This window comes from Paenibacillus sp. FSL M7-0420, assembly GCF_038002345.1.
Lineage (GTDB): Bacteria > Bacillota > Bacilli > Paenibacillales > Paenibacillaceae > Paenibacillus_AQ.
In genome coordinates this window covers 5,768,579-5,793,893 of the sequence record NZ_JBBOCJ010000001.1, presented here as the reverse complement: position 1 = coordinate 5,793,893, position 25,315 = coordinate 5,768,579, and the positions used below count along the sequence as shown (strand labels likewise).

At 54.1% G+C, this 25,315-nt stretch carries 23 protein-coding genes, 1 tRNA gene and 1 other annotated feature (1 of these 25 only partly in view); of the genes, 20 read left to right on the top strand and 4 right to left on the bottom strand.

Annotated elements, in window-relative coordinates:
* Positions 1-76: 76 nt before the first annotated feature.
* The 4 genes from MKX51_RS24670 (at position 77) to MKX51_RS24655 (ending at position 3,309) form a co-directional block, all read left to right on the top strand.
* Positions 77-814, top strand: a complete 738-nt coding sequence (locus tag MKX51_RS24670) for a class I SAM-dependent methyltransferase (RefSeq protein WP_340994222.1) — start codon at positions 77-79, stop codon at positions 812-814.
* Between the two features lie 41 nt (positions 815-855).
* On the top strand, positions 856-1,851 hold the full coding sequence (locus MKX51_RS24665) for an MBL fold metallo-hydrolase (protein WP_340994221.1): 996 nt from the start codon (positions 856-858) through the stop codon (positions 1,849-1,851).
* A gap of 537 nt (positions 1,852-2,388) precedes the next feature.
* Positions 2,389-2,526: a hypothetical protein gene (locus MKX51_RS24660; protein WP_340994220.1), complete on the top strand. Its 138-nt coding sequence runs from the start codon at positions 2,389-2,391 to the stop codon at positions 2,524-2,526.
* Positions 2,527-2,736: 210 nt separating this feature from the next.
* Positions 2,737-3,309 carry a TetR/AcrR family transcriptional regulator gene (locus MKX51_RS24655; protein WP_340994219.1) on the top strand — a complete coding sequence of 191 codons (573 nt, stop codon included), beginning with the start codon at positions 2,737-2,739 and terminating at the stop codon, positions 3,307-3,309.
* Positions 3,310-3,355: 46 nt separating this feature from the next.
* Here MKX51_RS24655 and MKX51_RS24650 read toward each other — a convergent pair whose 3' ends face one another.
* Together MKX51_RS24650 and MKX51_RS24645 are read right to left on the bottom strand one after the other, a co-directional pair.
* Positions 3,356-4,171 (bottom strand): hypothetical protein, encoded by an 816-nt coding sequence (locus MKX51_RS24650; RefSeq protein ID WP_340994218.1) that lies wholly within the window; start codon positions 4,169-4,171, stop codon positions 3,356-3,358.
* 41 nt (positions 4,172-4,212) lie between these two features.
* Complete coding sequence (locus MKX51_RS24645; protein ID WP_340994217.1) at positions 4,213-4,812, bottom strand: phosphatidylglycerophosphatase A family protein; 600 nt, start codon at positions 4,810-4,812, stop codon at positions 4,213-4,215.
* 196 nt (positions 4,813-5,008) lie between these two features.
* On the opposite strand from MKX51_RS24645, the gene MKX51_RS24640 reads away from it, so the two are divergent.
* The 14 genes from MKX51_RS24640 (at position 5,009) to MKX51_RS24575 (ending at position 19,606) form a co-directional block, all read left to right on the top strand.
* Positions 5,009-6,130: a GerMN domain-containing protein gene (locus MKX51_RS24640; RefSeq protein ID WP_340938505.1), complete on the top strand. Its 1,122-nt coding sequence runs from the start codon at positions 5,009-5,011 to the stop codon at positions 6,128-6,130.
* A 191-nt stretch (positions 6,131-6,321) separates the two neighbouring features.
* Positions 6,322-7,080, top strand: coding sequence for a ribonuclease PH (rph, locus tag MKX51_RS24635; protein ID WP_340994216.1), 759 nt, complete (start codon positions 6,322-6,324; stop codon positions 7,078-7,080).
* Position 7,081: 1 nt separating this feature from the next.
* On the top strand, positions 7,082-7,723 hold the full coding sequence (locus MKX51_RS24630; protein WP_340994215.1) for an XTP/dITP diphosphatase: 642 nt from the start codon (positions 7,082-7,084) through the stop codon (positions 7,721-7,723).
* Positions 7,724-8,204: 481 nt separating this feature from the next.
* Complete coding sequence (locus MKX51_RS24625; RefSeq protein ID WP_340994214.1) at positions 8,205-10,127, top strand: glycosyl hydrolase family 18 protein; 1,923 nt, start codon at positions 8,205-8,207, stop codon at positions 10,125-10,127.
* 409 nt (positions 10,128-10,536) lie between these two features.
* Positions 10,537-10,971: an NfeD family protein gene (locus tag MKX51_RS24620; protein ID WP_076083137.1), complete on the top strand. Its 435-nt coding sequence runs from the start codon at positions 10,537-10,539 to the stop codon at positions 10,969-10,971.
* Positions 10,971-11,906, top strand: a complete 936-nt coding sequence (locus tag MKX51_RS24615; protein ID WP_083685599.1) for an SPFH domain-containing protein — start codon at positions 10,971-10,973, stop codon at positions 11,904-11,906. Before MKX51_RS24620 ends, MKX51_RS24615 begins: the two co-directional genes overlap by 1 nt.
* Before the next feature lie 145 nt (positions 11,907-12,051).
* Entirely contained in the window at positions 12,052-12,510 is a 459-nt protein-coding gene (locus MKX51_RS24610) for a cupin domain-containing protein (protein ID WP_340994213.1), read from the top strand.
* Between the two features lie 189 nt (positions 12,511-12,699).
* On the top strand, positions 12,700-13,536 hold the full coding sequence (locus MKX51_RS24605; RefSeq protein WP_340994212.1) for an aldo/keto reductase: 837 nt from the start codon (positions 12,700-12,702) through the stop codon (positions 13,534-13,536).
* 148 nt (positions 13,537-13,684) lie between these two features.
* Positions 13,685-14,629 carry a nickel ABC transporter permease gene (gene nikB, locus MKX51_RS24600; RefSeq protein WP_340994211.1) on the top strand — a complete coding sequence of 315 codons (945 nt, stop codon included), beginning with the start codon at positions 13,685-13,687 and terminating at the stop codon, positions 14,627-14,629.
* 23 nt (positions 14,630-14,652) lie between these two features.
* The gene (gene nikC, locus MKX51_RS24595) at positions 14,653-15,492 is read left to right on the top strand and encodes a nickel transporter permease (RefSeq protein WP_340994210.1); all 840 of its coding nucleotides are present in this window, start codon (positions 14,653-14,655) and stop codon (positions 15,490-15,492) included.
* A complete protein-coding gene (locus MKX51_RS24590) occupies positions 15,493-16,278 on the top strand; it encodes an ABC transporter ATP-binding protein (RefSeq protein WP_340994209.1) in 786 nt (261 codons plus the stop codon).
* 41 nt (positions 16,279-16,319) lie between these two features.
* A complete protein-coding gene (locus MKX51_RS24585; protein ID WP_340994208.1) occupies positions 16,320-17,147 on the top strand; it encodes an ATP-binding cassette domain-containing protein in 828 nt (275 codons plus the stop codon).
* Between the two features lie 173 nt (positions 17,148-17,320).
* Positions 17,321-18,820 carry a nickel ABC transporter substrate-binding protein gene (locus tag MKX51_RS24580; RefSeq protein ID WP_340994207.1) on the top strand — a complete coding sequence of 500 codons (1,500 nt, stop codon included), beginning with the start codon at positions 17,321-17,323 and terminating at the stop codon, positions 18,818-18,820.
* 36 nt (positions 18,821-18,856) lie between these two features.
* Positions 18,857-19,606, top strand: coding sequence for a class I SAM-dependent methyltransferase (locus tag MKX51_RS24575; protein WP_340994206.1), 750 nt, complete (start codon positions 18,857-18,859; stop codon positions 19,604-19,606).
* A 74-nt stretch (positions 19,607-19,680) separates the two neighbouring features.
* On the opposite strand, the gene asnB is transcribed toward MKX51_RS24575, so the two are convergent.
* On the bottom strand, positions 19,681-21,525 hold the full coding sequence (gene asnB, locus MKX51_RS24570; RefSeq protein WP_340938524.1) for an asparagine synthase (glutamine-hydrolyzing): 1,845 nt from the start codon (positions 21,523-21,525) through the stop codon (positions 19,681-19,683).
* A 148-nt stretch (positions 21,526-21,673) separates the two neighbouring features.
* Between asnB and MKX51_RS24565 the strand changes: the two genes are divergently transcribed.
* The gene (locus MKX51_RS24565; RefSeq protein ID WP_340938526.1) at positions 21,674-22,030 is read left to right on the top strand and encodes a hypothetical protein; all 357 of its coding nucleotides are present in this window, start codon (positions 21,674-21,676) and stop codon (positions 22,028-22,030) included.
* 190 nt (positions 22,031-22,220) lie between these two features.
* Positions 22,221-22,294 (top strand) — tRNA-Arg (locus tag MKX51_RS24560).
* Positions 22,295-23,125: 831 nt separating this feature from the next.
* Here the strand turns inward: MKX51_RS24560 and MKX51_RS24555 are convergent.
* Positions 23,126-25,231: an arginine--tRNA ligase gene (locus MKX51_RS24555; RefSeq protein ID WP_340995699.1), complete on the bottom strand. Its 2,106-nt coding sequence runs from the start codon at positions 25,229-25,231 to the stop codon at positions 23,126-23,128.
* A gap of 54 nt (positions 25,232-25,285) precedes the next feature.
* Positions 25,286-25,315: a binding site (T-box leader), on the bottom strand (it continues 192 nt past the right edge of the window).

The following is a 25,315-nucleotide window of genomic DNA, read 5'->3' as shown; positions in this document are numbered from 1 at the left end:
GCGGTACAATAGGCGTTATTAGAGACAGGGATAAGCCCGTGCGGTGAAGCGGGGTATGGAGGGAGCCAGGAGAGAGATGAGTGAGTGGTATGAGAAATGTTTTGGCGAGGACTATCTGATTGTATACAAACACAGGGATTTCAGCGGTGCGCGTCATGAGGTGGAGAGCCTGATCCAGTGGCTTGGCCTGCCCCGGGGCGCGAAGGTACTGGACCTCTGCTGCGGCATGGGCCGCCATTCGCTGGCTCTGTCGCAGGCTGGATATGAAGTAACGGGCGTGGATCTGTCGGAGGTGCTGCTGCGTGAGGCGCGTGCGCAGGCGGGTGCCGAGCAGGTAACCTGGCTGCGCTCGGATATGCGTGAGCTTCCGCTTACGGGCGGCTTCGATGCTGTGGTCAATTTGTTCACTTCTTTTGGGTATTTTGAAGAGGATGAGGAGCAGATTAAGGTGCTTAAGGAGATCTGCCGGATGCTGAAGCCGGGTGGCCGGTTCCTCATTGATTTTCTGAACCCGGCTTACGTCATCCGCCATCTGGTGCCCCATTCGGTCCGGGAGGATGGAGATATCACGATTGACGAGACCCGCCGGATCGAGGAGGGGTATGTGAAAAAGGAGATCCTGCTGACCTCGAAGGCTGGGAACGCTCCGGCCCGCAAATGCCAGGAACGGGTGAAGCTCTACACGCTGGAGGATTTCCGCAGAATGCTTGACGCTGCCGGGCTGCGGCTGGATACCGTTCACGGCGGCTACGATGAAGAGGAATATGACGCTGAAGCCTCAGCCCGCATGATCTTCATGGGAGGTAGACCTTAGAGATGGCATCAGGGAGAGGGCTTAGAGGAGGCGAAGGAAGGTTGAACAAGGAGATCATTCAAGCTTGGGACGAAGGAGTTCTTCAGGTATCTGTACCAATGGGGCTGCCGCTGCGCCAGGTTAACAGCTATCTTCTGCCGGACAAGGACGGCAGGGTTACGGTCATTGATCCGGGCCCGCATACACCGGCTGCCGAGCTTGCTTGGCAGGGGGTACTCGAGGCGCTGAGCCTTACCTGGGCGCAGGTGCGGGATATCGTGGTGACCCATCATCATCCCGACCATTACGGGCTGGCAGGCTGGATGCAGTCCCGCAGCGGAGCGCGGGTGTGGATGAGCGAGCGGGCGCATGCCGAGGCTGCCCTGGCCTGGGGGGACGAGGCGATTCTGAATGAGGCGCTGCCGCTCTTTTTCCGGCGGCATGGCATGCCGGAGGAGTGGCTTCTGGGTATCCGGGAGCATCTGGATAGCTTCCTGCCCGAGGTGACCCCGCAGCCGGAGGTCACCTATATCCATGCCGCGGAGCCGTTTGTGATGGGCAGCCGGAAATGGCAGCCCATTATCACAGGCGGGCATGCGCCGGGGCATGTGTCGTTCTACCACGGCGGCAGCGGGCAGATCCTCTGCGGCGATGCTGTGCTGCCGCAGATCTCGCCCAATGTCGGCCTGCAGCCAGGCAGCGATCCGCAGCCGCTGCTGACGTTCTTGGAGGGGCTGCGGGAGCTGCGCAGCCTGCGGGTAACGCTGGCGTTCCCGGGCCACCGGGAACCGTTCCCGGGGTTCACGGCGCGGGCGGACAGCCTGCTCCGGCATCATGAGGAGCGGCTGGATGCTACAGCCGCGCTGCTCGCGGGCGGACCGCAGAGCGGGTTCGCGGTCTGCGAGGGGCTGTTCCGCAGCCGGGTCGCGACAGCGCACCAGATGCGGTTCGCCATGAGCGAGGCGCTGGCCCATCTGGCCGAGCTGGTGCGCCGGGGGCGGGCGGCCGAGACGGAGGCCGGGCCAGGCGGCGACCTGCTTTTCACGGCTGTGGAGTAGGCCGGCGCGGGAAATGAGCAGGCAGCTGGCAGCAGATTACATCATATTGTAATCTGCTGCCGCCAACCCGCAGCTCATGACATGTAGTAGCTCATCGTACATAGCTCATCACACGTGGCTCATAACATGCAACTCACGACACGTAGCCCATAACACGCCCTCACAGCTCACGACACGTAGCCCATAACACGCCCACACAGCTCACGACAGGTAGCTCCCCATAACACGCCCACACAGCTCACGACAGGTAGCTCCCCATAACACGCCCACACAGCTCACGACAGGTAGCCCCCATAACACGCTGTAATGCCCCACTGCACACAACCCGCTGACCGAAAACCGCTCATTAGCCTGTTGCTACCCTCACACTATTCTGGGAAACCTCGACTACTGGAATGCCTGAAAAAAATGGCTAAATCGTTGGTGAAACTGCAGCTTGTAATCAACACTACCTCTAGCCCGGCTGCAGGCGGGTGATGTGTGATATTCAAAGGGATAAGTCCCATTGATTCGGCTAGAAGTGGTGGATGGTGCGAAATGAAAGGGATAAATCCCATTAATTTGGCTGAAAGTGGCGGATGTGTAGAAATGAAAGGTATAAATCCCATTGATTTAGCTAGAAATGGCAGCTGTGTAGAAATGAAAGGGATTAATCCCTTTGAGCAGTCTGAATGAAGAGCACAAGTGCCCCTGAATTCGGCGAAAGCGGGCGGGGAGCGTAAATGAGGAGCACAAATGCCCCTGAATTCGCCGAAAACGGGCGGGGAGCGTGAATGAAGAGCACAAGTGCTCCATAATTCTGCACATCTGTTGATTTTTTGACAACTGTTAAATATAATGAACCCAACTAAGAGCTCAGGGGAAGGAGATGTAAGAGGGATGGCGGTGGACAGGCGTATTGGGAAGACGCGGGATGCTATTTTTAAGGCGTTTATTAGTCTGATGGAAGAGAAGAGCTTTGAACAGATTACGGTACATGAGATTGCGGAGCGGGCTAATGTCAGCAGAGGGACTATCTATCTGCATTTTGTGGACAAATATGATCTGCTGGATCAGTGTGTGGAGCAGGAAATGACGGAGCTGCGTGACCGCTGTATGGGCGTCCAGGAGAATCTGGATTTCACCTCTTCCGGTCCTCTGCTGCGTACGGCTGAATATGTCGAGCAACATGCTGCCGTCTTCATTACCCTGATTAATAACAGCGGCATTCCTGCCTTCAGAAGCCGTCTGCATGCAATGCTGATGGAGGGACTGGCGGAGCAGATCGATATGAATGGTGTGAACCGGGGGATGAACAAGGAGATGCTGCTGCATTTTATGGCTTCGGCTGCTGTGGGCGTAATGGAATGGTGGATTACACACTCGCTGCCGATTTCGGCCAAAAAGCTGATGGAGGATATCAGTATCCTCCTCGAACGCAATCAGATGGGACCGCAGCCGCTGGACGCTCTGCCCTAGACAATGAGCTGCCGGTGTCGTCCAGTGGCCTGCGGTTATCCCATTCCTAGGAATCCGGCTGGATCACCTTCATCTTGGACGGGTTGTTGATTTTGTATTTGACCGGGTGCTGGGAGAGCTTCTTAGCCACAATCTTCGCTTCAAAAGAAACAGGGTCGCCCTCCTTCAGCTCCAGCTTCTTCAGCGTGGCACTATGGCTTGACCAGACTTCGTCAATGGCCAGCTCATGCCCTTCTATCGCTACATTGTCATAGATAATCACTTCATCATCGTTATCCGAAAAGTGGTTGGGAACGGTCGTGAATTCCTTGACAACCGCTGTAATCTTGAGCTTGTCTTCCGGCAGCTGCAGGGCGGGCTTCTTTTTGGAGGCGGCTGGCTTGCGCGGCTTCTCTTCAAGAGCTGCTGTCTCCGCAGCAGTCACGCCTTCAGCAGCACTCCCGCTCTCTGAACGCTCCACAGCACCAGCACTCCCCGCACCCTCCACCTCAGCCTCACCGCGAACCTCCTCAACCGGCTGGTTCTCCAGCAACTCCTCTCCGGCAGCTTCTGCCGGGTCCTCGGACCGTGCATCTGCCGCCGCTTGTGCGCGCTGGCCGAAGCTGGCGGTCTGCATTTCTTTGAGGTACGCCGGGTGGATACAATGCTGCTGCTTATTCTCGAACTGGACCACCACCGTCTGATTATCCACAAACCCTATAATTTCACAAGGCAGGGTCAGGCCCTGCCGTTTGTACAGATAAGTCTTGACCCGGGTGGCTGAACCGGGCAGAAGATTCCATTCCTTACACCGCTCAATCCGCTCATCCTCACTCTCGAAATCCTGGACGGCCAGCGGCTCCACTACGAACGAATAGGTCATGCACATTTCGCACCTTTCTTTTATAAATAGCAGCTCTCGTCTTATTCCGGCTCCGTCTCCTCCAGCCGGCTGCGCCGTGCAGCCTCTTCCGCGTCCTCCGGGGCATGGGGCAGGCCCAGCTCCTGCTCGCGTTCCGCCTGCTTGCGGTGGGCAATCCGGCTGCTGGCCGCTGCGGCTACAGCACCTACGATATCATCCAGATAGGTATGGATCTGGCCGGTGGTTTTGTCATTCAGCCTCTCCAGTACGCCCGGCTTGAGCTTGTCCACATAACCATAGTTGGTGAAGCCGATACTGCCGTATACATTAACGATAGAGAAGGCGAGAATCTCGTCTACCCCGTACAATCCTTCATCGTTCTCAATCATATCCTGCAGCGGCGAGAACAGCTTGCCCTCCTCCGCCAGCACATCGAGCTGGATGCCGGTCAGAACCGCATTTTGCACCTCACGCTTGCTGAGAACCATCTCAACGTTATGAATACATTCCTCCATAGTCAGGCCCGGATAGTACTTCTTCTGCAGCAGCATGACAAGCTCTGCAATTTCCTCCAGGGTTACCCCGCGCTTGTGCAGCCAGTGCCGGGTCGCTTCGGCAACGGCTTTGCTGTTGAGGCTGTAAGGAATTTTGGCATCAGTCATAGGAAGTCCTCCATTCGTGAGTCGGATGTGATGTGGGTATGTATTAAATTGTACGCAAGCGGCAGACCGATGTCCAGAAACGTCCGGAATAGAACTTCTGTAATTTAGGATAAGCTGTTGTTATTTTTTGGACACAGGGCTCGTATACATAGCAGTACAAACTGATCTTAACGCTAGAAAGGGGTAATGAAGATTGATGAAACCAGTGAAACACCTCCGCGGGGCGTCTGCGGCTTGCCTGCTGGCCGTTCCGCTTGTGCTCTCCGGCTGCAGTCTGTTCGGTTCAGAATCCGCCGCTGTGGACCCGCCTCCCGCCGCCGTAGAAGCGCAAATGCTGCAAGTGAGCGGGGAAGATACGCTGGATACCGGTGTATTCGGACCGGCCTCCATGGATGAGACTGATCTGTCTGCCGGGGTGAAGGATACCGGTGCGCCTGCTGTAGCCGGGGAGCGGACTACTGTGTATCTGGAGGATCAGAACGGTCTGCTGGCTCCGGTGGCTCTGTCTTTTCCGAAAAGCGAGGATACGGTCATGCTGAAGAATTCCCTCACGGCACTGGTCAGCAAGGGGGATTACGCCTCTGCTCTGCCTAAGGGCTTCCAGGGCGTACTGCCCGCAGGAACGAAGGTGAACCAGGTGTCGGTCGGTCAGGATCATGTAGCAATTGTTGAATTCAACTCGGCGTTTAACGACTACGATCCATCAGATGAACGCAAAATCCTTGAAGCGCTGACCTGGACACTGACCGGGCAGGATGACATCAAGGGAGTACAGCTCTGGGTCGATGGCAAAAAGCTGACTGAAATGCCGCTGCAGGGTACACCGCTGGATCGCCCGCTGTCCCGTACAATGGGCATTAACCTGCCGAAGCATAACGCATTGATGATGAATTCCAGCGCGGTTACGGTCTATTTCGCTGCAGCTTCACCGGATAGCGGCCATCAGTATTATGTTCCGGTTACCCGTTTTGTACCCGCTGGCGGGGATACGGTGAAGGCAGCTCTGAGCGAGCTGATTGCCGGACCGCAGTCCGAGAACGGCCTGGAGATGGTCATGACGCAGGGAACGGTAGTTGATTCTGTAAAAGCAGGGCAGAACGGGGTAGTCACCGTATCGCTGACCGATGATATGTTCAAAGGCAGCACAAGCATTCCCGAGGAGATGCTGGAGTCGGTTGTGCTGACGGTGGCCCAGAATACAGATGATTCGCTGGTACAGATCCGCCTGAACGGCAAGGATACGGTTACGGGCACCAATAACGTCGATTACGGCCAGCCGGTCTCCGCGCCGGAATATGTGAACGAGCTGCCGCTTTAGGCCGAAGCCGCCGGTTTAAAAAGATGCTTTTGTGCCTACTCTTTGATAGAATAAAGTATTGTTCATCCGAATAACGGGTCAGGAGCAGCGGTGCCGTTCTCTTCCATAGGGGGCGGCACCCGTTTCTGCGTATAAGATACGGATGAATGCATACCCAAACTTTGCGCTATACGATGTAGGAGGCAGAAAAGATGAGATCAAACGGACGCAACGAAGACCAGCTCCGGCCACTGACGATAACGACCCAAACCAACAAATATGCAGAAGGCTCCGTCATCATTGAGATGGGAGATACCAAGGTTATCTGTACGGCAACTGTGGATGAGAAGGTCCCGCCGTTTCTGAAAGGACAAGGCAAGGGCTGGGTAACCGCCGAATATTCGATGCTTCCCCGCGCGACCCAGACCCGCAACCAGCGTGAAGCGGCACGCGGCAAGCTGACCGGGCGGACCATGGAAATCCAGCGCCTGATCGGACGGGCCCTGCGTTCGGTGGTGAATCTGCAGGCGCTCGGCGAACGCAGTATTACGCTGGACTGTGATGTGATTCAGGCGGACGGGGGAACGCGGACGGCTTCGATCACGGGTGCTTTTGTAGCGATGGCCTTCGCCATGAACAAGCTTGCCCTCCAGAATAAGCTGACGGTCTTCCCGATTACAGACTACCTGGCAGCCATCAGTGTGGGTGTCGTTGGCGACAAGACGCTGCTCGATCTGAATTATGAAGAGGATTCCAAGGCGAAGGTGGATATGAACGTGGTCATGACGGGCAGCGGCGCTTTCGTTGAGGTTCAGGGCACGGGCGAAGAGCGGCCGTTCACCCGCCAGGAGCTGGACCAGCTGCTGGGTCTCGGAGAGAAGGGGATCTACGAGCTGATCGCTGTGCAAAAAGAAGTCCTTGGCGCCATCACGCTCAAAATCCCTGCCGGCCAGACCGGCCAAGAGGTGTAGGATGAAGTCCGGCAGCGGAGTTCTGATTGTCGCGACGAAGAACAAAGGCAAGGTGCGGGAGTTCCAGCATGCCTTTGCTCCATTGGGACTTACGGTCAAAAGCATGTATGACTACCCGGATCTGCCGGATGTGGTCGAGGACGGGGCCACTTTTGCCGAGAATGCCTTCAAGAAATCCCGCGCCGTAGGGGACGCTCTTGGGCTGCCTGTGCTGGCAGACGATTCCGGTCTCTGCGTAGAGGCGCTGGACGGAAGCCCCGGCGTGTACTCGGCCCGCTATGCCGGTGAGGCGGCGGATGATGAGGCGAATAATCTGAAGCTGATGAGCGAGCTGGAGCGGCTGAAGCAGGGTGAGGATACCGGACAGCCGCTGCTGAGCCCCGCCCGGTTCGTCTGTGCCCTGTCGCTCTATGATCCGGCGGACGGCCGGGAATGGACGGCTGAAGGTACGGTCGAAGGCTGGATTACCTCAGAGCCGGCGGGTGCCGGCGGTTTCGGCTATGACCCGCTGTTCTATCTCCCGGAATACGAGAAGACGATGGCTCAGCTGACGCTTGAGGAGAAGCAGGCGGTCAGCCACCGCGGGACGGCGCTGCGGCGTCTGACCGAGAAGCTTGCTGCCGCGCAGAGCGGCGGTCAATAGAATATTTGGTACCTATGGAAGCAGCCCCGTAAGCAGAATATGCTTGGGGCTGCTTCTGTTTTTTAGATAATAATCCCCCCTGATTATGGAAATTTATCCCTAGCATATCCTCCGGCTTTGTATGAGAATAAGAGTTGACTTCACCCCTTCGCAGATCCTGCATCCTTCCGCCAATCGCCGCAATCCATCCACCCTGCCCTGTACCAAACAACAATGCTACCGCAGCGGAGCGAGTGATCCGTATGCTGCTGAACTGTGCTTTTTTGAGCTGTATATTGCTAGTCTACCAGCGACACTGCAAGGAATTTAATAGTTTCACAGGGTGAAGGTCAAGGTCAATCGGGTCCGGGAGGTGAACGTTGAGCTTTCTCATTCGCGGCAAGGGAAGAACGGTCACTTAATATCCTTGATGGCAGAGGCGCATGTATGTCCATGAAGCAGGCTTACAGGTTACGCATTGAAACGGGGAGGTAATCACGAAATGGCCTTTATCAAAAGCAAATCCTTTGTGCTTGGCTTGGCGGCAGTCCTTTTCCTTACTCTTTTTTCGGCCTTTGGTGCAAATAGCAGGACTGTTCATGCAGCCGGTAACTACAAGATTGTCGGCTACTATGCTTCATGGGCCGCCTACGGGCGGGCTTATAATGTCACCGATATCGATCCCGGCAAAATGAATGTCATCAACTATGCCTTTGCCGACATCTGCTGGAACGGCATACACGGCAATCCCGATCCGACCGGACCGAATCCGGTCACCTGGTCCTGCCAGAACGAGCAGGGACAGGCGATCAGCGTCCCCAACGGTACAGTAGTGCTGGGCGATCCCTGGATCGATGCCCAGAAAAGCTTCGGCGATGACAAATGGGATGACCCGATCAAGGGGAATCTGAAGCAGCTCTGGAAGCTGAAGGAGAAGAATCCGAACCTGAAGACAATGATCTCTGTCGGAGGCTGGACCTGGTCCAACCGCTTCTCGGATGTGGCTGCAACTGCGGCAACCCGCGAGGTATTCGCCAATTCCTCCGTGGATTTCATCCGTAAATACAAGATGGACGGCGTCGATCTGGACTGGGAATACCCGGTCAGCGGCGGACTTGCGGGCAACAGCTACCGCCCCGAGGATAAGCAGAACTACATCCTGCTGCTCCAGAAGATCCGTGAGAAGCTGAATGCCGCCGGAGCTGCCGACGGCAAAACGTATCTCCTGACCATTGCCTCCGGTGCAGGCCCCACTTACATCCAGAATAACAATCTCAGCGGAATCGCCTCCGTGGTGGACTGGATCAACATTATGACTTATGACTTTAACGGCAGCTGGAACCCTACTACCGGCCACAATGCGCCGCTGTATTATGACCCGGCAGCCGCTTCGTCAGGATTGACCGAGCCGGCGAACTATAATATCGATAAGGCGGTGACCAGCTATCTGAGTGCAGGCGTACCGGCGAATAAGCTGGTGCTCGGCATGCCGTTCTACGGCCGGGGCTGGGGCGGGGCTCCTGCTGCGGGGAACGGGCAATATCAGGTATCCGCCGGGATCTCTTCCACCGGAACCTGGGAGAAGGGCAACTACGATTTCAGTGATCTGGAAGCCAATTACATTAATAAGAATGGTTATACCCGTTACTGGAACAACACCTCCAAGGTCCCTTATCTCTACAACCCGTCCAACCAGACCTTCATCAGCTATGATGATGCTGAATCCATCGGCTACAAAGCCAGTTACCTGAAATCCAAGGGCCTGGCCGGTGCGATGTTCTGGGAGACCAGCGGAGACCGCAACAAGACGCTGCAGACCAAGCTCAGCGCAGAGCTGGGTGGCGGAGTGGTGACACCAACGCCTACGCCGGTGCCGACCGCGACAGTGACGCCGACAGCAACGGTGAAGCCATCGGCTACGCCGACCGCGACCGTGACGCCAACGGCAACGGTAAAGCCAACGGCTACGCCGACCGCAACCGTGACGCCAACGGCTACGCCGGGGCAATGCTCTACGGCAGCCTGGAGTTCCACCGCTGTCTACACACAGGGCCAGCAAGTCTCCTATGGCGGGCTGCTGTACCAAGCCCAGTGGTGGACACAAGGAGAACGGCCGGACCTCAGCGGTACCTCCGGGGTATGGCGGGTGACCGGAACCTGCGGTAACGCTACTCCGCAGCCGACAGCTACGCCACTCCCGACAGTAAGCCCTTCGGCTACGCCAACAGTAGCGCCAACGTCTACGCCTGTAGTGACGCCAGTCCCTTCGGCTACCCCAGGCGCTGCTGCCTGGAAAGCGGGCACCGCTTATAGTGTCGGCAGTACCGTAACGTACAGCGGCCAATCCTACACCTGCCTGCAGGCGCATACCTCACTTGCCGGCTGGGAACCGAATGTCACTCCTGCGCTCTGGAAGCTGAACTAAAGGCGGAGCGGGCAGCGCGGAAATCCAGCCATAAGGCATGAATATGCCTAAGTATAGAAGAAGGAACGGTGCCGGCTTTAAGCTGGCACCGTTTTTGTGTTTTTCTGAACAGGTTGTGCTGCTGCGTACGATTCTGTTTGCTAATAGAAAGCGTGAGCAGACACTTGCTTCATCTGCCGCGAGCTCCCGGGTACGGAAATTCCGGTTCATGAGTTATTTTCGCTTCGATTGGATATATTTATGTTTAAATACAATTTAGCCGTCCTGTATCCCGCTTAAGGTTCATAAGCTTCCACAGGCTGAAATATAATGAACAGACAGGCGGCTGTCCCGGCCTCTAAAAATTTGTGAAACGTGATGCCGATTATTTCGTTATAGTAGTATATAGCGGAAGGTGGTGGGTTCACCAATGAGTATGTGGGTATTGTGGTTAATTGCCGCTGGCGTCTTGTTTGTTGTAGAGATGTTTACGTTTACATTCTATTTGTTATGGCTTAGCCTGGGAGCCTTGGCTGCCGGACTGGTTGCGCTTGTGCTGCCGGATGCATGGCTGCTGCAGGTCGTAGCAGGTTCGCTGTTAGCCCTGGTCCTGACGTTCTTCACCAAGCCTTTGTCTGAGCGGCTGCGCAATGCGCGGGGCTTCAAGGATACGGGTACCGAGATTATCGGCAGACAGGGTCTGGTGACCGAACCGATTGAGCCTGGCCGTTACGGGCAGGTCAAGATTGGCGGCGATACATGGAGTGCAACCTCAACAGTGGCACTGGGTAAGGGTCAGCAGGTAATTGTAGTAAGAAGAAGCACTACCATTATTGAAGTAGAACGATGGGGGGATATGTACTAATGGAATTGATAATTATCGGAATTATTATTGTTGTTGTCGTAGTATTTATCGCAATGACGATCAAGATTGTCCCGCAGCAAAGAGTTGGAGTTGTAGAGCGTCTGGGTAAATTCCACCGTCTGCTCACACCAGGTCTGAATATTCTCATTCCGGTAATTGATCAGGTGCGGGTCTACCATGACCTGCGGATTCAACAGGCGAATGTACCGCCGCAGACGGTAATCACGAAGGATAACGTGCAGGTGCAGATCGATACGATTATCTTCTATCAGGTGGTAGGTCCGGAAGAAGCAACGTACGGAATCTCCGATTATGTGTACGGGGTACGGAATATCTCCACAGCCACCATGCGTCAGATTATTGGTAAGCTGGAGCTGGATGAGACCTTGTCCGGCCGTGAGAAAATCTCCTCCGACATCCGTCTCGCGCTGGATGAAGCGACAGAGAAGTGGGGCGTGCGCATTGAGCGTGTCGAAGTTATCGACATCAAGCCGCCGCTCGATATTCAGGAAGCCATGGACAAACAGATGAAGGCAGAACGCAGCAAGCGCGCGATTGTTCTGGAGGCGGAAGCCGCCAAGCAGGATATGATCCTTCGTGCTGAAGGGGATAAGCAGAGTAAGATCCTGAAGGCGGAAGGCGATAAGGAAGCCCGCATCCGTCAGGCGGAAGGTCTCGGTCAGGCGCAGGAGCTGGAAGCCCTCGGCCAGGCCAAGGCGATTGAAGCAGTCGCGATGGCGGAGAAAGCCCGGATTGCCATGATTGCCAGCGCAGGACTGGATGAAAGAGTGCTGGCTTATCAATCCTTTGAAGCCTTGACTGACATCTCTAAGGGACCTGCGAACAAAATATTCCTGCCGACCAGTGCGGTGGAGACACTGGGCAGCCTGGGAGCGATCGCCGAAGTATTCAAGGCCAGCAAAGAAGGCAAATAAGCGTAAGACAATTTACAATTGCTGAAGATTCCGTTACAGTTAATAGCACAATCAGGCCGAGGCTTAGCAGGTACTCTTGTACCTCTTAAGCCTTTGCTTATGAAGACTGTTTTGCCGCTGTGCAGAACTTGAAGGAGAAGATACCGTGACGCAAAAAGAAATTTCCCCGCTCGTAGAAACCCTGGGGCTGCAGCCCCACGTGGAAGGCGGATGGTACAAGAGACTTTGGAATTCTCCGTTTGAGATTCCCCGGGACACGCTGGGCGAGGCTTATTCGGGCCCGCGTGCTTCAGCTTCATCGATTTATTTCCTGCTTCATGCTGACGAGAGTTCGGATTGGCACACTGTGCTGTCCTCCGAAATCTGGCTGTATCATTCCGGCAGCCCGATCGTGCTTAATCTGGGAGGCAATGGCGCAGAGCCGGAGAACGTAACGGAGGTTATCCTGGGTCTGGATATCGCTGCGGGCCAGCAGCCGCAGGTAGTGATTCCTCCAGGCGTATGGCAGGCCGCCCGCCCGCTGGGTGAAGAACCGGCACTCGTCTCCTGCATCGTATCGCCGGAGTTCCATTTTGACGATTTCAAGCTGATTGACAAGAAATAAGCAGGTTTGTAATGGAGTACGGCCGGGAAGGGGCTGTACTCCATTTTTGTACATAAGAGGCATACAATCTTCACGATTTGGCAACCTATTCGCTATAACGGGAACGGATTTCGCAATTGGATGATTATGAGAGCGGTAATACGGTTAAGGAAGCTTGTTGAATTCAAATTAGGCTTGGAGGGTATCCATATGAGTGAAATGAACGCACCATTTACAGGCGGGCCTACCTTGAACGATGGAGTAACTATGCCGTGGCTGGGTCTTGGCGTATGGCAGACCAAGGATGGCGAGGAGGTTATCCGTGCGGTGAAGTCTGCGGTGGAGACGGGGTATCGCAGTATTGATACGGCTGCCGGCTATAACAATGAAGAGGGTGTGGGGCAGGCCATCCGTGAATGCGGAGTCCCCCGGGAAGAGCTGTTTATTACCACCAAGGTCCGCAACCCGGATCAGGGATATGAATCGACACTGAAGGCCTTTGAAGTCAGCCGCAAGAAGCTGGGTCTGGAGCAGGTAGATTTGTATCTGATCCACTGGCCGGTGGCCGGCAAATATAAAGAAACCTGGAAAGCGCTGATCCATCTGCAAAAGGAAGGGCTGGTCAAATCCATCGGGGTGAGCAACTTCCAGCCGCATCATCTGGAGGATATCATCGAGGACAGCGGCGTGGTGCCGGTGGTGGACCAGGTGGAATTCCATCCGCTGCTGACCCAGCGTGAATTGCTGAAGTATGCACGGGAACATGATATCCAGCTGGAAGCCTGGAGTCCGCTCATGCAGGGTAATCTGGACCTGCCGCTGCTGAAGGAATTGGCAGAGCGTTACGGCAAGACGGTAGCACAGATTGTTCTGCGCTGGGATCTCCAGCAGGGTGTCATTACCATTCCGAAGTCGGTCCATCAGGAGCGGATCATCGAGAACGCCGGCTTCTTCGACTTCACACTCAGCGATGAGGATGTTAAAGCCATCGAGGATCTCAACCAGAACCACCGCTTCGGCCCGGACCCGGATAATTTCAATTTCTAAGCTACAGTTAGAGCATTATGAGCTGTAGATGCAAAGAGCGGCCTCCTCAAGGGGGCTGCTTTTTTTCATTTGGCGGCAGTGTGGCATTTTTTTAGGACTATTCATTTAAATTTTTTATGTTATAATCGTAATTATTACGATTAAATAAGTGGAGTTGAATGCCATTATACGAACTTTGTTGCAACGCTTATTGCAGCTCATTCCTGTGCTGCTAGGCATCTCAGTCATAACCTTTGCGCTGATGCACCTGACCCCAGGTGATCCTGCAGAGATTATGCTGCGTGCTGACGGTATTAAGCCTACATATGAAGCCATTGAGGCGACCAGACATGCACTGGGTCTGGATGGACCTGTATATATGCAGTATGTTCATTGGTTGTACCGTGTGCTCCACCTCGATTTGGGCATATCCTACAGCAGCAATCGCCCGGTATTCACAGAGCTGATGAATCGTTTCCCGGCTACTGCGCTGTTGAGCGGCTGTTCCTTATTGGCTGCTATTCTTATAGCTCTGCCTATGGGTGTAGGCTCTGCACTGTATCCGGGGAAATGGTTTGACCGCCTGGGAAGAGTATGTGCTCTGTTTAGCGTATCCATGCCAGGCTACTGGCTGGGTCTGCTCCTGATTTATTATGGTTCAGTGAAGCTGAAGCTATTACCTGTAACAGGAATGGATGGGGTCTCCAGTGTCATTCTACCTGCATTTACACTTGGGTTCGGCATGGCGGGGGTGTACATCCGTTTGATTCGTTCCAGTCTGCTGGAGGTTCTGGGTACGCTCTACATCAAGGCGGCGAGGGCAAAGGGGCTGCAGGAATGGAGAGTCATCACCAGACATGCGCTTCGTAATGCACTTCTTCCGAGTCTTACCTTACTTGGGGTTAACATAGCAGGGCTTCTCGGCGGTTCTGTGGTCGTAGAGACTATATTTTCCTGGCCGGGGATCGGAAAGTATGTGATTGAGGCGATTTTTGCAAAAGACTATATTGTCATTCAGGGTTATGTATTATGGATGGCTGTCGTCGTTGTTCTGATTAACCTGGCAGTAGATGCACTGCATCTGATGCTGGACCCGCGAATCAGGCTGCGGTGACGCTGTAAAAGGAGTAAGGTATTATGTTTCGAAGTAGCTTATTTAAGAATAACGGAGCGAAGCTGGGGGCAGGGATTATCCTTTTGTTCATTGGAGCGGGACTCTTTGCCCCCTGGCTCTCCCCCTCTGACCCGCTGCAGATTCACATGGAGCATAAGCTGAGCATGCCTTCCTGGGACTACCCGCTGGGTACGGATCATCTGGGGCGCTGTATGCTATCCCGTTTAATCTATGGGACAAGAACCACGCTTTACTATTCATTTGCCGTTTTGACTGTAGTTTTTGCCATCAGCATCCCCGTTGGTTTACTGGCTGGTTACGCTGGCGGCAAGATTGATCAATTGATTATGCGGATCATCGACATCTTACTTGCTTTTCCCAGCTTAATTCTATCGCTCGCAATTACAGCCATGTTGGGCGCCAGTATGAAGAATCTGTTAATCGCCTTTGCAGCCGTCTGGTGGACGGGATATGCCAGAGTGATCCGCAGCCTGGTGCTTCAGATCAAGGAAGGCGGCTATATCGCAGCCGCCACAGCGTCGGGTACTTCCCATTTGCAAATTGTGCTCACGCATATCCTGCCGGTTGCGGCGCGTCCCATTCTGGTTCTGGCTTCTATGGAGACAGGTACAATTATGCTCTCGATTGCGGGCTTGTCCTTCCTTGGTCTGGGAGCCCAGCCGCCTACACCGGAATGGGGGATGATGCTGAACGACAGCCGGGCCTATATTCAGACTGAGCCGCGGCTCATGCTCTTCCCGGGAATGGCCATCCTGCTGGCGGTGCTGGGCTTCAATCTGTTGGGGGAAGGCTTGCGCCGCTCAGCGCGTGATTACGATACCCGGGAGGTGAGCGTCCGGTAAATGAACAGTGAATCCACCCTGCTGAAGGTTAGTCACTTATCGACCAGCTTCCATACCGGAAGTCAGCAAGTCAGGGCTGTAGAGGATGTCAGTCTCGAAGTGAGGTCCGGGCAGATTGTTGCTCTGGTTGGCGAGAGCGGCAGCGGGAAAAGTGTTACGGCGATGTCTATTCTCGGATTGGTAGATCCTCCAGGCTGCATTGACAGCGGAGAGATCTGGCTTCGCGGCCACAACCTCCGGGAGTGCTCTACCCGCCAGCTAAGGAAGCTCCGGGAAACAGAAATGGCGGTTATTTTTCAAGATCCCATGAACGCGCTGAATCCGGTGCTTCCGGTTGGAAGGCAGATCATGGAGACGATTACCATGCACCGGCAAGTCACTGGACAAGAAGCCAAGCAGCTGGCTATGCTGCAAATGCAGCAAGCGGGCCTTAATGATCCGGCGCAGCTATTCAATAAATATCCTTTTCAAATTAGCGGCGGGATGTGCCAACGGGTCATGATCGCTATCGCGCTGGCTTCCGGGGCAAGCTTACTTATTGCAGATGAACCTACAACGGCTCTGGATGTAACCATCCAAGCACAGATTCTTACGGAGCTGGACCGGATCAGATGGGCGAATAATATGGGCATCCTATTAATAACGCATGATCTCGGTGTTGTCGCCGAGCTTGCGGATTATGTATATGTGATGAAATCCGGAAGGATTGTGGAATCGGGCAATGTCTTTGACATCTTTGCACGTCCAATGCATTCCTACACTAGATACTTAATGGATTGCAGATAACAACTATAGAATTATATGTTCTACGGGGGAGGTGGTGATCCATGAAGCTGCTGGAGGCGGTAAGCCTGAATAAGAAGTATGGAATGAAAAGGGGGTGGTTCACATCTGATATCAGGAGTGTGCATGCTGTGAAGAATCTGTCCTTCAGTCTGGAGAGCGGAGAAACCCTGGGACTGGTGGGTGAAAGCGGCTGCGGGAAGAGTACCTTAGCCAGACTCTTGCTGGGACTGGAGAAACCCTCCTCCGGAAGAGTGCTGTACCGAAGTGCGGATTATACAGACTGGAGCTTCAGCGAGATGCGTAAGATCCGCAGCAGGATGCAGATGGTGTTCCAGAACAGTCTGGCTTCCTTTAATCCACTGTTCACAGTAGAGCAAATTATCGGAGAGCCTCTGCGGAACTACGGGGAGAGGAAAACCGGCGCGCGGAGAATTCTGGTAGCTGACACGCTTGAGCTTGTTGGACTTGAGCAGAAGCACATTCATAGCTATCCGCATGAACTCAGCGGCGGCCAGCAGCAAAGGGTCGGAATTGCCAGAGCGATTGCACTGCGCCCGGAGCTGATGATCTGTGATGAACCGTTCTCCAGTCTCGATGTCACCCTGCGCAAGCAGATGATGGATCTGTTGCAGGAGTTGAAGCGTGAGCTGGGATTATCCTACGTGTTCATTACACATGACTTGTCGGTAGTAAACCGTTTTTGCGACAGTGTGGCGGTTATGTATCAAGGGGGAATTGTGGAGAAGCAATCAGGTGCGCATATCATGCAGCAGGCAGACCACCCGTATACAAGAAAATTACTCTCCTCGATACCTGTGCAAGACCCCCGCTTAAGGAGAAAAGATAGAGAAAAGGAGTACAGAGAATGAGAGCCAGCTCAAAGTCAAAAAGTGTATTAACAACGTCACTATTCATCCTGCTTCTTGTGCTAATTATAGGAATGTCAGGTTGCAGTAGTTCGGATAACAGAAGCAATTCATCAACTCATTCCAATTCTGCTGCAGGCAATGGAACAGTACAAACCTCTGAATCCGGGGACAAGGTGATTACTGTTGCCATAGCGGCTGATACCGGTCTTGACCGGCTGGATGCCGGGGCCTATGAGGGTTCGATGAATGTACATGCGATGATATATGACGGATTAGTGGAGTACGGCGAGAAGGGGGAAATCCTGCCTTCGCTTGCGGAGTCATGGGACATCTCTGAGGATGGGAAGGTCTATACCTTCCACCTTCGTCGGGGTGTCAAATTCTCGGACGGTACGGAATTTAATGCGGATGCAGTCAAGTTCTCCTTCGAACGCTGGGTTAAAGATCCGGCCAATTCGCTGAATGTAGCTACCGCCATGGAATCTCTTGAGGTCGTAAACAAGCATACTATTACTATGACATTCAACAAAGCCTATTATCCTTTTTTGACCGAGCTATCCTTTGCAAGACCTGTACGGATTATCAGCCCCACCGCAGTGGAGCCGGCAGGTGATATTAACGGTACATTCGTCCGGGCGATTGGAACCGGTCCCTGGATGGCAGAGAGCTATAAGACGGATCAGGAAGCCGTACTGGTCAGCAATCCTAATTATTGGGGAGACATGCCGAAGCTGTCCAAAATTATTATGAAGGTCATTCCTGATCCACAGTCCAGAGTACTGGCGCTGCAAAGCGGGGATGTAGATATTGCCGGGGGACAAATGGGGAAAATCCCAGTCGAAAGTGTACCCGTGATCGAAGCAGATTCCTCACTAACTCTGCAAAAATCACCAGGAACAAGCTCGCATTTCATGATTTTTAACTATAATACATCTGCTCTGCAAGACCTGAATGTCCGCAAAGCAATTAATTTGGCAATGAACAAAAAAAGCATTGTGAACGATCTCATGAACGGTATTGGACAGGAGGCAAAGGGCCTATTCCCGTTGACCGTTCCCTATGTCACAGAGTCCAATAACACATGGTACGGCTTCGATCCCGGGGAAGCGAAGCAACTGCTGGCAGCTGCCGGCTATAAGGATGCGGACGGAGATGGGATTGCCGAGAAGGACGGAAACCCGCTTGAATTCAATTTCGTACTTCAGCAGGCGGAATATCCTGAATGGAAGACCATCAGTGAGCTGATTCAATCGGAGCTTAAGGAGATTGGGATTGCGGTTAATCTTCAGGTGCTGGAGCCGAATGCCTATTATGATGCTTTATGGACAAGCAAAGCCTACGATCTTATCCTGTACCGGACCTATGATGATGCCTATAACCCTCATTCATTCCTGTTGTCCCTGTTCCACCGGTCAGCTGAAGCCCCTGCTGTGGTATGGTCTGATGCTGAGCTGGAAGCACAGATTGATGCCGCAGTCGGAGCCATGGATCTTCAGGAACGTCAGAGTGCTTATGATTCCATATTTTTAAGCATGTATAAGGAAGCAATGTTTGCAGCTGTGTATTTCCCTGATGACATATTGGCTGTAAATCATAGAGTGACCGGATTTAAGCCGGGGTACACCACGTTCACCCCTGTCTTTTGGAACCAGCTGGATGTAGACAGTAAATGATAAGATACAGTACTTGCCAAGAAGGAGCGAATGATAATGAGTATACAACAAGAGGTAGAACAGTATTGGGAAGGCGAAGCAGAGCTGTACAGTGAAGGCATCCAGAAGGAACTGAACGGTTTCCAGCGGGAGGCCTGGCTGAAGCTTATCCTTGATCATGCTCCGCAGAAGGAGAGCCTGCATGTTCTGGATATTGGCTGTGGTCCCGGCTTCTTCTCAGTCATTCTTTCAAGTGTCGGGCATTTGGTTACGGCCATTGATTGTACAGACAATATGCTGGAAGAGGCGCGTCTGCACTCCAGCCGGGAAGGGGTGAATGTTACTTTCCGCAAGATGGACTCGCATAAGCTGGATTTTGCTGCAGAGAGCTTTGATCTAATCGTGTGCCGCAATGTCACTTGGAGTCTTACCGATCCGCAGTCAGCTTACAAGGAGTGGGGAAGAGTACTCAAGCCCGGGGGACGGCTGCTGGTCTTCGATGCCAACTGGAATCGTCATCTATGGGATGAAGAGATGGCGCGGAAGCACGCAGAGGATCAGCAGGCCTATATCGACAGGGGCTATGGTGAGCTTCCGCATCATAAGAACATCGAAGAGACTGACCGTCTGAGCCTGGCCTTACCGCTGACCAGAGAGTGGCGGCCGGAGTGGGATGTACGGGTACTCACAGAGCTGGGCTTCTCCGCTGTATATACGGAAGAGAAGCTTAACGGTAAGGTGTTGGATGAGAGACAGCAGGTCTTGTACCGGTCCACACCGATGTTCATGATTTGCGCTGAGAAATGAGGCGGACCGGCTTGCTAAAAATAAAAACAGCGACTCTCTTTGATGAGAGCCGCTGTTTTTGGCTTGACGCGGCATCAGCCGATCGACACATTGTATGTCTTCAGCCACAGGTTGACCTGGGCCAGATAAGCGAATAATTGCGGGCCGGACATCAGCTGGCCGAACCATGGCAGATTGGTGGAGGACTCTGGCGATGCGGCGATTTCACGGATTTTGGCCGGATCAAGGAGCGGGAGAATGGGGGAGGAAGGATCGTCCAGAATGCTTAGTACCTGTGAGCGCACCTTGTTCAGATAGGCAGGGTTATGCGTTTTGGGGTACGGGCTTTTTTTGCGGTAGAGCACATCGTCCGGCAGTACGCCCTCCAGCGCCTTGCGCAGGATGCCTTTCTCCCGGTTGCCTACCATCTTAATCTCCCATGGAATGTTAAAAACATATTGCACCAGCCGGTGGTCACAATACGGAACGCGTACCTCCAGCCCCACGCCCATGCTCATCCGGTCCTTACGGTCCAGCAGGGTCGGCATGAAGCGGGTTATGTTGAGATAGGACATCACCCGCATCTGTGCCTGTTTGCCGGTCTCGCCGTCAAGCTTCGGCACCTCAGCCACCGCATCGCTGTACCGGTCTCCTAAATATTCCAGCGGACGTATCCACTCCCGGATTTCCGGCGATAATAATCCGGCACGCATATTGGGGGCCACTGACCAGGGGAAGGTGCCGGAAGATAACATCTCTTCACGGTGGAACCAGGGATAGCCGCCGAAGATTTCGTCTGCTGCTTCGCCTGAGATGGCTACTGTGGCCTTCTTTTTGATCTCCTGGCAGAACAAATAGAGTGAGGAATCCACGTCGGTCATCCCCGGCAAATCGCGGGAGTACAGGGCATTATCGAGAGCCGCTACCAGCTCCGGTGTGTCAAAAGCGATAAAGTGATGATTCGTGTCCAACTCGTCGACCATCCGCTGAATCCAGGGACCGTCGGCTCCGGGCTGGAAGGAATGGCTTTTGAAATGCTTGTCGTTGTCTACATAATCGACCGAGAAGGTGTCGACCCGGCCCTGGCCGGTCCGCTTGTAATAATCCACGGCAAGCGCAGTCAGGGCGCTGGAATCGAGTCCGCCGGAGAGCAGCGAACAGACCGGAACATCGGAGACCAGCTGGCGCTCCAGCGTATCCTGAAGCAATTCACGCACCCGTGCTGCCGTCTCATCCACGTTATCGGCATGCTGGACGCTCTCCAGCTTCCAGTAAGCATAGCTGCGGATTCCGCTGCGGCTGTAAATCATGGCATGACCCGGGCGAAGCTCGAATATATCTTTGTATACCCCTTGTCCCGGAGTCCGTGCCGGACCGATGATGAATATCTCGGCCAGACCCTCCGGCCCGACCTTCGGCTGGACCAGGGGATGCTGCAGCAGCGCCTTGGGCTCGGACCCGAAGACGAAGACGTCCTCCACTTGGCTGTAGAACAGCGGCTTCACGCCCAGACGGTCGCGGGCCAGGAACACCTGATCGCGCAAGCTGTCCCAGACGGCGAAGGCGAAGATGCCATTGAGCTTCTCTGTGCAATCCGGCCCCCATTCGATGTAGGCATGCAGCAGAACCTCGGTATCGCATTCCGTGAGAAAATGATGCCCGCGCTGCTTCAGCTCTTTTTTCAGCTCAGGGGCATTATATAGCTCGCCGTTATATACTATAGCGTATAACTTATCCTCATGGCGGGCAATCATCGGCTGTGCACCGTTCTCGGGATCGATGACGCTGAGTCGGCGGTGTCCGAAGGCAATAGGCCCTGAAATCCAGGTTCCGGCTGCATCCGGTCCGCGGTTGGCTAACGTTTCGGTCATTCTGACGAGCAGCTGCGAGTGCCCGGTAAGATCACCGCGCCACTGGACAAATCCGGTTATTCCGCACATGTCTGATTCATCCTCTCTTTTGTGCGATTGTTGTCTGTCCTTTCTTTTTTGCCAAGTAATACAGATATATGCCGATTGAAGGGATAAAATGTATGTCCTTATCCGAACACTAGGGGAGAGGGAAATTTGCCAGGAGGGATGATGACAAGTGTATTACATTAAAGACGCCAAAATCCGCAGAATGACTGACTACGACGGTGCGCCTTGCGCAGAGGTTGGCGTATTGCCGGGAGCTGTGGGCGATTCCGCACTGCTGGTGTATATTGTTGAGGATCAGCGCGAGGAGGGCTATGAAATTGTCCGGATTCTGACGAATGATGCGGATACGGCCACCGACTGGTTCGACAATAATCTGCATGATGCCTTCCAGGACGTTACGGTCAGCGGCTTCACCGGCAGTACGGTGATGACCCCGGAGGATGAACGCTCCAAGTTCCAGCGCGAGCTGCTGATCTTCGGCGATCTGAAGCGTCAACTGGGCGAGCACTTCAGGCAGCTTCCCTGAGCCCACATCTTCCGCAGGTCATGTCCAGGCTTAACTATAGAGCAGGAGGCTTTCCGTGACGGCGGTTGCGGGAAGCTTCTTAACTGGAAGAGTTTGGTCTTGCTAATTCTGGTGAATCAGGTATAATAAATAACGTTGCGTTAATACATATCTCTACAAAAGCTTCAAGTGATACAACGTTGTCCTACATGTCCCGGTAGCTCAGTTGGATAGAGCATGCGCCTTCTAAGCGCACGGTCGGGGGTTCGAATCCCTTCCGGGACGTCAAGAAACAGCCTTCCTTCGGGAGGGCTGTTTTGTCGTCCGGGGGATGAGAACCCTCATTTTATTTTGAGTAGGATCAACGTGGGCACTTGGGTGGACGCTCCGCGAACGGACCGTTGTTCCAATCGCTGTTGTGTCCAGATTTTATGTATTCCCCTTAGAGGTGAAAATCCGGACACAAAGGCGACCGCTATCGCTTTTACACAATCGTTCCGTCCGCTCCGCTGTTTAAGCGGGGTGCAAAATACATAACAATCCAAAAAAGCTCAAAAACCATCCATTCCAAAGGAGCGATCTTAGTACGCTCAATTTAGAAAGGACCAATTGACTCTAAATTTACTGAATGCGGCCCAAATGAGCGAATGAGGTGTATAAGTACATCTGAATTTAACAGAAGCGGCCCAAATGAGCAAATGAGGTGCATAAGTACACCTGAATTCACCAGATGTGAGCAAAATGAGCAAATGTAGTGTATAAGTACACCTGAATTTACCAGAAGTAAGCGAGATGAACAAATGAGGAGCACAAGTGCACCTGAATTTAGCAGAATAGAGCTAAATGAGCAAATGAGGTGCATAAGTACACCTGAATTTAGCAGAAGCGGCCAAAATGAGAAAATGTGGTGTAAAAGTGCACTTGAATTTACCGGAAGCGGGCGAAATGTGAAAATGAGGTGCATTAGTGCACCTCATTAAGTAGAATGTCTCAGAAGTGGGCAGATGGAGAAAGGGGAGCAGCCCACGCAAGCTACACGGACCCGCATAGGTTCCTGCTCATTCATCCCATAGAGCAGGTATGTTCTGTTCTTAAACGGATGTAGACTCAGCGCGTCTACATCCGCTCCGGCTTAGGCAGACCGAGTACGTCGAGCGCTTCGCCCAGTGTATCGGTGAAGCTCTGGGTCAGCCACAGGCGGAAGGCAATACTGACTTCCCCGCCCTTGAGAATCGGGCAAGCCGAGTAGAAGTTACTGAACAACGAGGCCAGGGAATAGGCATAGTTACAAATCGTATTCGGCGTAAGCTCCCGGCTTGCTGTATAGAGTGTGTCCTGCCATAAGCTGAGCTGTCTCAACAGGGCAAGCTCAGCCGCTTCGAGATGCGCCGGGAATAGCGGCACCCCGCCAACGCCGGACTCGCCAACGCCAGACTCGCTAGCGCCGAACTCGCCAACGCCGGACTCGCCAACGCCAGAGTCGCTAGCGCCGAACTCGCCAACGCCGGACTCGCCAACGCCAGAGTCGCTAGCGCCGAACTCGCCAGCGCCGGACTCGCCAACGCCAGACTCGCCAACGCCGGACTTGCCAGCGCCGAACTCGCTAGCGCCGAACTCGCTAACGCCGGACTTGCCAACGCCGCTCCCGCCACCCGCCGCAGCGGCCTTACTAAGCACGCGCTGCGCCCGGGCGTAGGCGTACATCAGGTAGACGCCGGTGTTGCCGGAGATTTCCATTGCCTGCTTGAAGTCGAACACAATCTCGGTGCCCAGATTGAAGCGCAGCAGGTAGTAACGGATGGCAGCGGTGGCGATGAGGCGGCTGGACAGGCCGTTTTTGTCCGAACGGGTGGATTCAATCATGTCTTCCATGAGCCGGACCAGCTCGGTTACCTTAATGCCGATTCCCTGGCGCCCGGACATGGCGTAGGAGCTTTTGCCGCTGGAGGTATCAATGCCCAGCCCGGCCGCAGAAGCGGGACTCAGCGAGACCACCCCATAGCTGACATGATGCAGCGCGTCTGCCTGCGCACCGAATCCCAGTGCCTTAAGCGCCTGCTTGACCATCTGCTGCGGATATTCCTGCCGGTAATCGATGACGTTCACAACCTGGTCCGCCCGTCCAAAAGGCAGAGCCTGTCCGCTCAAGCCGGTCGTCCACAGTCCGCTCTGAAATTCGCTGTAGCTGAAATCCTTCTCCAGCAGTCCGAACTTCCACAGATGATAGGCGATGTCCTTGGCAGTATAGGTCAGAATTCCGTTCGAGCGCACCAGCACCTTATCCTTCTGATGCTCCTCCAGGGTGTCTGGTGTAGCGTCTTCAGCGGGTTGCTTCAGAATCCAGCAGCCTGCCAGCTTGCCTTCCGTCTCCTGCACGAAGATCTCCGTCTGCGACAAAAGCTCGAATGCCGAGGCCCAGAAGCCCTCCTTCAGAATGCTGCTCTCCCACACCAGCAGATCGTAGTCAATGCCGAAGCCCCGCATCTCCTCCACATGCTCTTTCACGATCTGACCGGCGACGAGGGTGCCAATCCAGGCGGTGTTGCCATGGCCCTCTTCCAGCGCGTGAAGAATCCCGGTCCGCTTCTGCACCATCTCCGGCTGCTGCGCGTACGTTTTGTTGATCTCGGCATAGATGTCCCAGCAGTAATCCCCGAACCGGACATGTTCTCCCGCCAGCGGAACATTCAGCAGACCGGCTACGGTATCTGCCAGCTGATTGCCGAGATCATCCACATAGTTGTGTACCTCAACGGTATGGCCGGTTGCCCGCAGTACCCTCACCAGCGCGTCCCCGATACAGGAGTTTCTCAGGTGACCGATATGCATACTTTTATTGGGATTGACGGACGTATGCTCGACAATCACCTTCGACCCTCCTGCATGCTGAGGCAGCGTGAAATTCCCCTTCGCCCGTGCCCAGGCCTGCCAATCCAGATACATATTAATGAACCCCGGACCGGCAACCTCGGTTCTCAGCACCAGTCCGTGAACAGAGCCCGAAGCTTCGAGCTCGGCGACGATCAGTCCGGCGATAGCCAGTGGAGCTTTGCGCAAGGGGCGGGCCAGCTGCATGGCGATATTGCTTGAATAATCCCCGTGGTCGGCACTCGCCGGCTGCTCCAGGGCAACATTTACTTCAGCGATGGCGGGCACGCCCAGGGTTAGCACGATTTTGTGAACAGACTGTTTCAAGCTCTCTTGGATTAGCTCACTTAGCATTGGCATGAATAACAACCTCCTGAATAAAATAACGACAAAAAAAGCCTTCATCTCCTAAGAGACGAGGCTTGTGCGCTCGCGGTA

Coding starts and splice junctions, on each gene's coding strand:
- MKX51_RS24670 (WP_340994222.1), top strand. CDS start 77: ATGAGTGAGTGGTATGAGAAATGTTTTGGCGAGGACTATCTGATTGTA.
- MKX51_RS24660 (WP_340994220.1), top strand. CDS start 2,389: ATGAAAGGGATAAATCCCATTAATTTGGCTGAAAGTGGCGGATGTGTA.
- MKX51_RS24650 (WP_340994218.1), bottom strand. CDS start 4,171: ATGACCTATTCGTTCGTAGTGGAGCCGCTGGCCGTCCAGGATTTCGAG.
- MKX51_RS24645 (WP_340994217.1), bottom strand. CDS start 4,812: ATGACTGATGCCAAAATTCCTTACAGCCTCAACAGCAAAGCCGTTGCC.
- MKX51_RS24640 (WP_340938505.1), top strand. CDS start 5,009: ATGAAACCAGTGAAACACCTCCGCGGGGCGTCTGCGGCTTGCCTGCTG.
- rph (WP_340994216.1), top strand. CDS start 6,322: ATGAGATCAAACGGACGCAACGAAGACCAGCTCCGGCCACTGACGATA.
- MKX51_RS24630 (WP_340994215.1), top strand. CDS start 7,082: ATGAAGTCCGGCAGCGGAGTTCTGATTGTCGCGACGAAGAACAAAGGC.
- MKX51_RS24625 (WP_340994214.1), top strand. CDS start 8,205: ATGGCCTTTATCAAAAGCAAATCCTTTGTGCTTGGCTTGGCGGCAGTC.
- MKX51_RS24620 (WP_076083137.1), top strand. CDS start 10,537: ATGAGTATGTGGGTATTGTGGTTAATTGCCGCTGGCGTCTTGTTTGTT.
- MKX51_RS24615 (WP_083685599.1), top strand. CDS start 10,971: ATGGAATTGATAATTATCGGAATTATTATTGTTGTTGTCGTAGTATTT.
- MKX51_RS24605 (WP_340994212.1), top strand. CDS start 12,700: ATGAGTGAAATGAACGCACCATTTACAGGCGGGCCTACCTTGAACGAT.
- nikC (WP_340994210.1), top strand. CDS start 14,653: ATGTTTCGAAGTAGCTTATTTAAGAATAACGGAGCGAAGCTGGGGGCA.
- MKX51_RS24590 (WP_340994209.1), top strand. CDS start 15,493: ATGAACAGTGAATCCACCCTGCTGAAGGTTAGTCACTTATCGACCAGC.
- MKX51_RS24585 (WP_340994208.1), top strand. CDS start 16,320: ATGAAGCTGCTGGAGGCGGTAAGCCTGAATAAGAAGTATGGAATGAAA.
- MKX51_RS24575 (WP_340994206.1), top strand. CDS start 18,857: ATGAGTATACAACAAGAGGTAGAACAGTATTGGGAAGGCGAAGCAGAG.
- asnB (WP_340938524.1), bottom strand. CDS start 21,525: ATGTGCGGAATAACCGGATTTGTCCAGTGGCGCGGTGATCTTACCGGG.
- MKX51_RS24555 (WP_340995699.1), bottom strand. CDS start 25,231: ATGCTAAGTGAGCTAATCCAAGAGAGCTTGAAACAGTCTGTTCACAAA.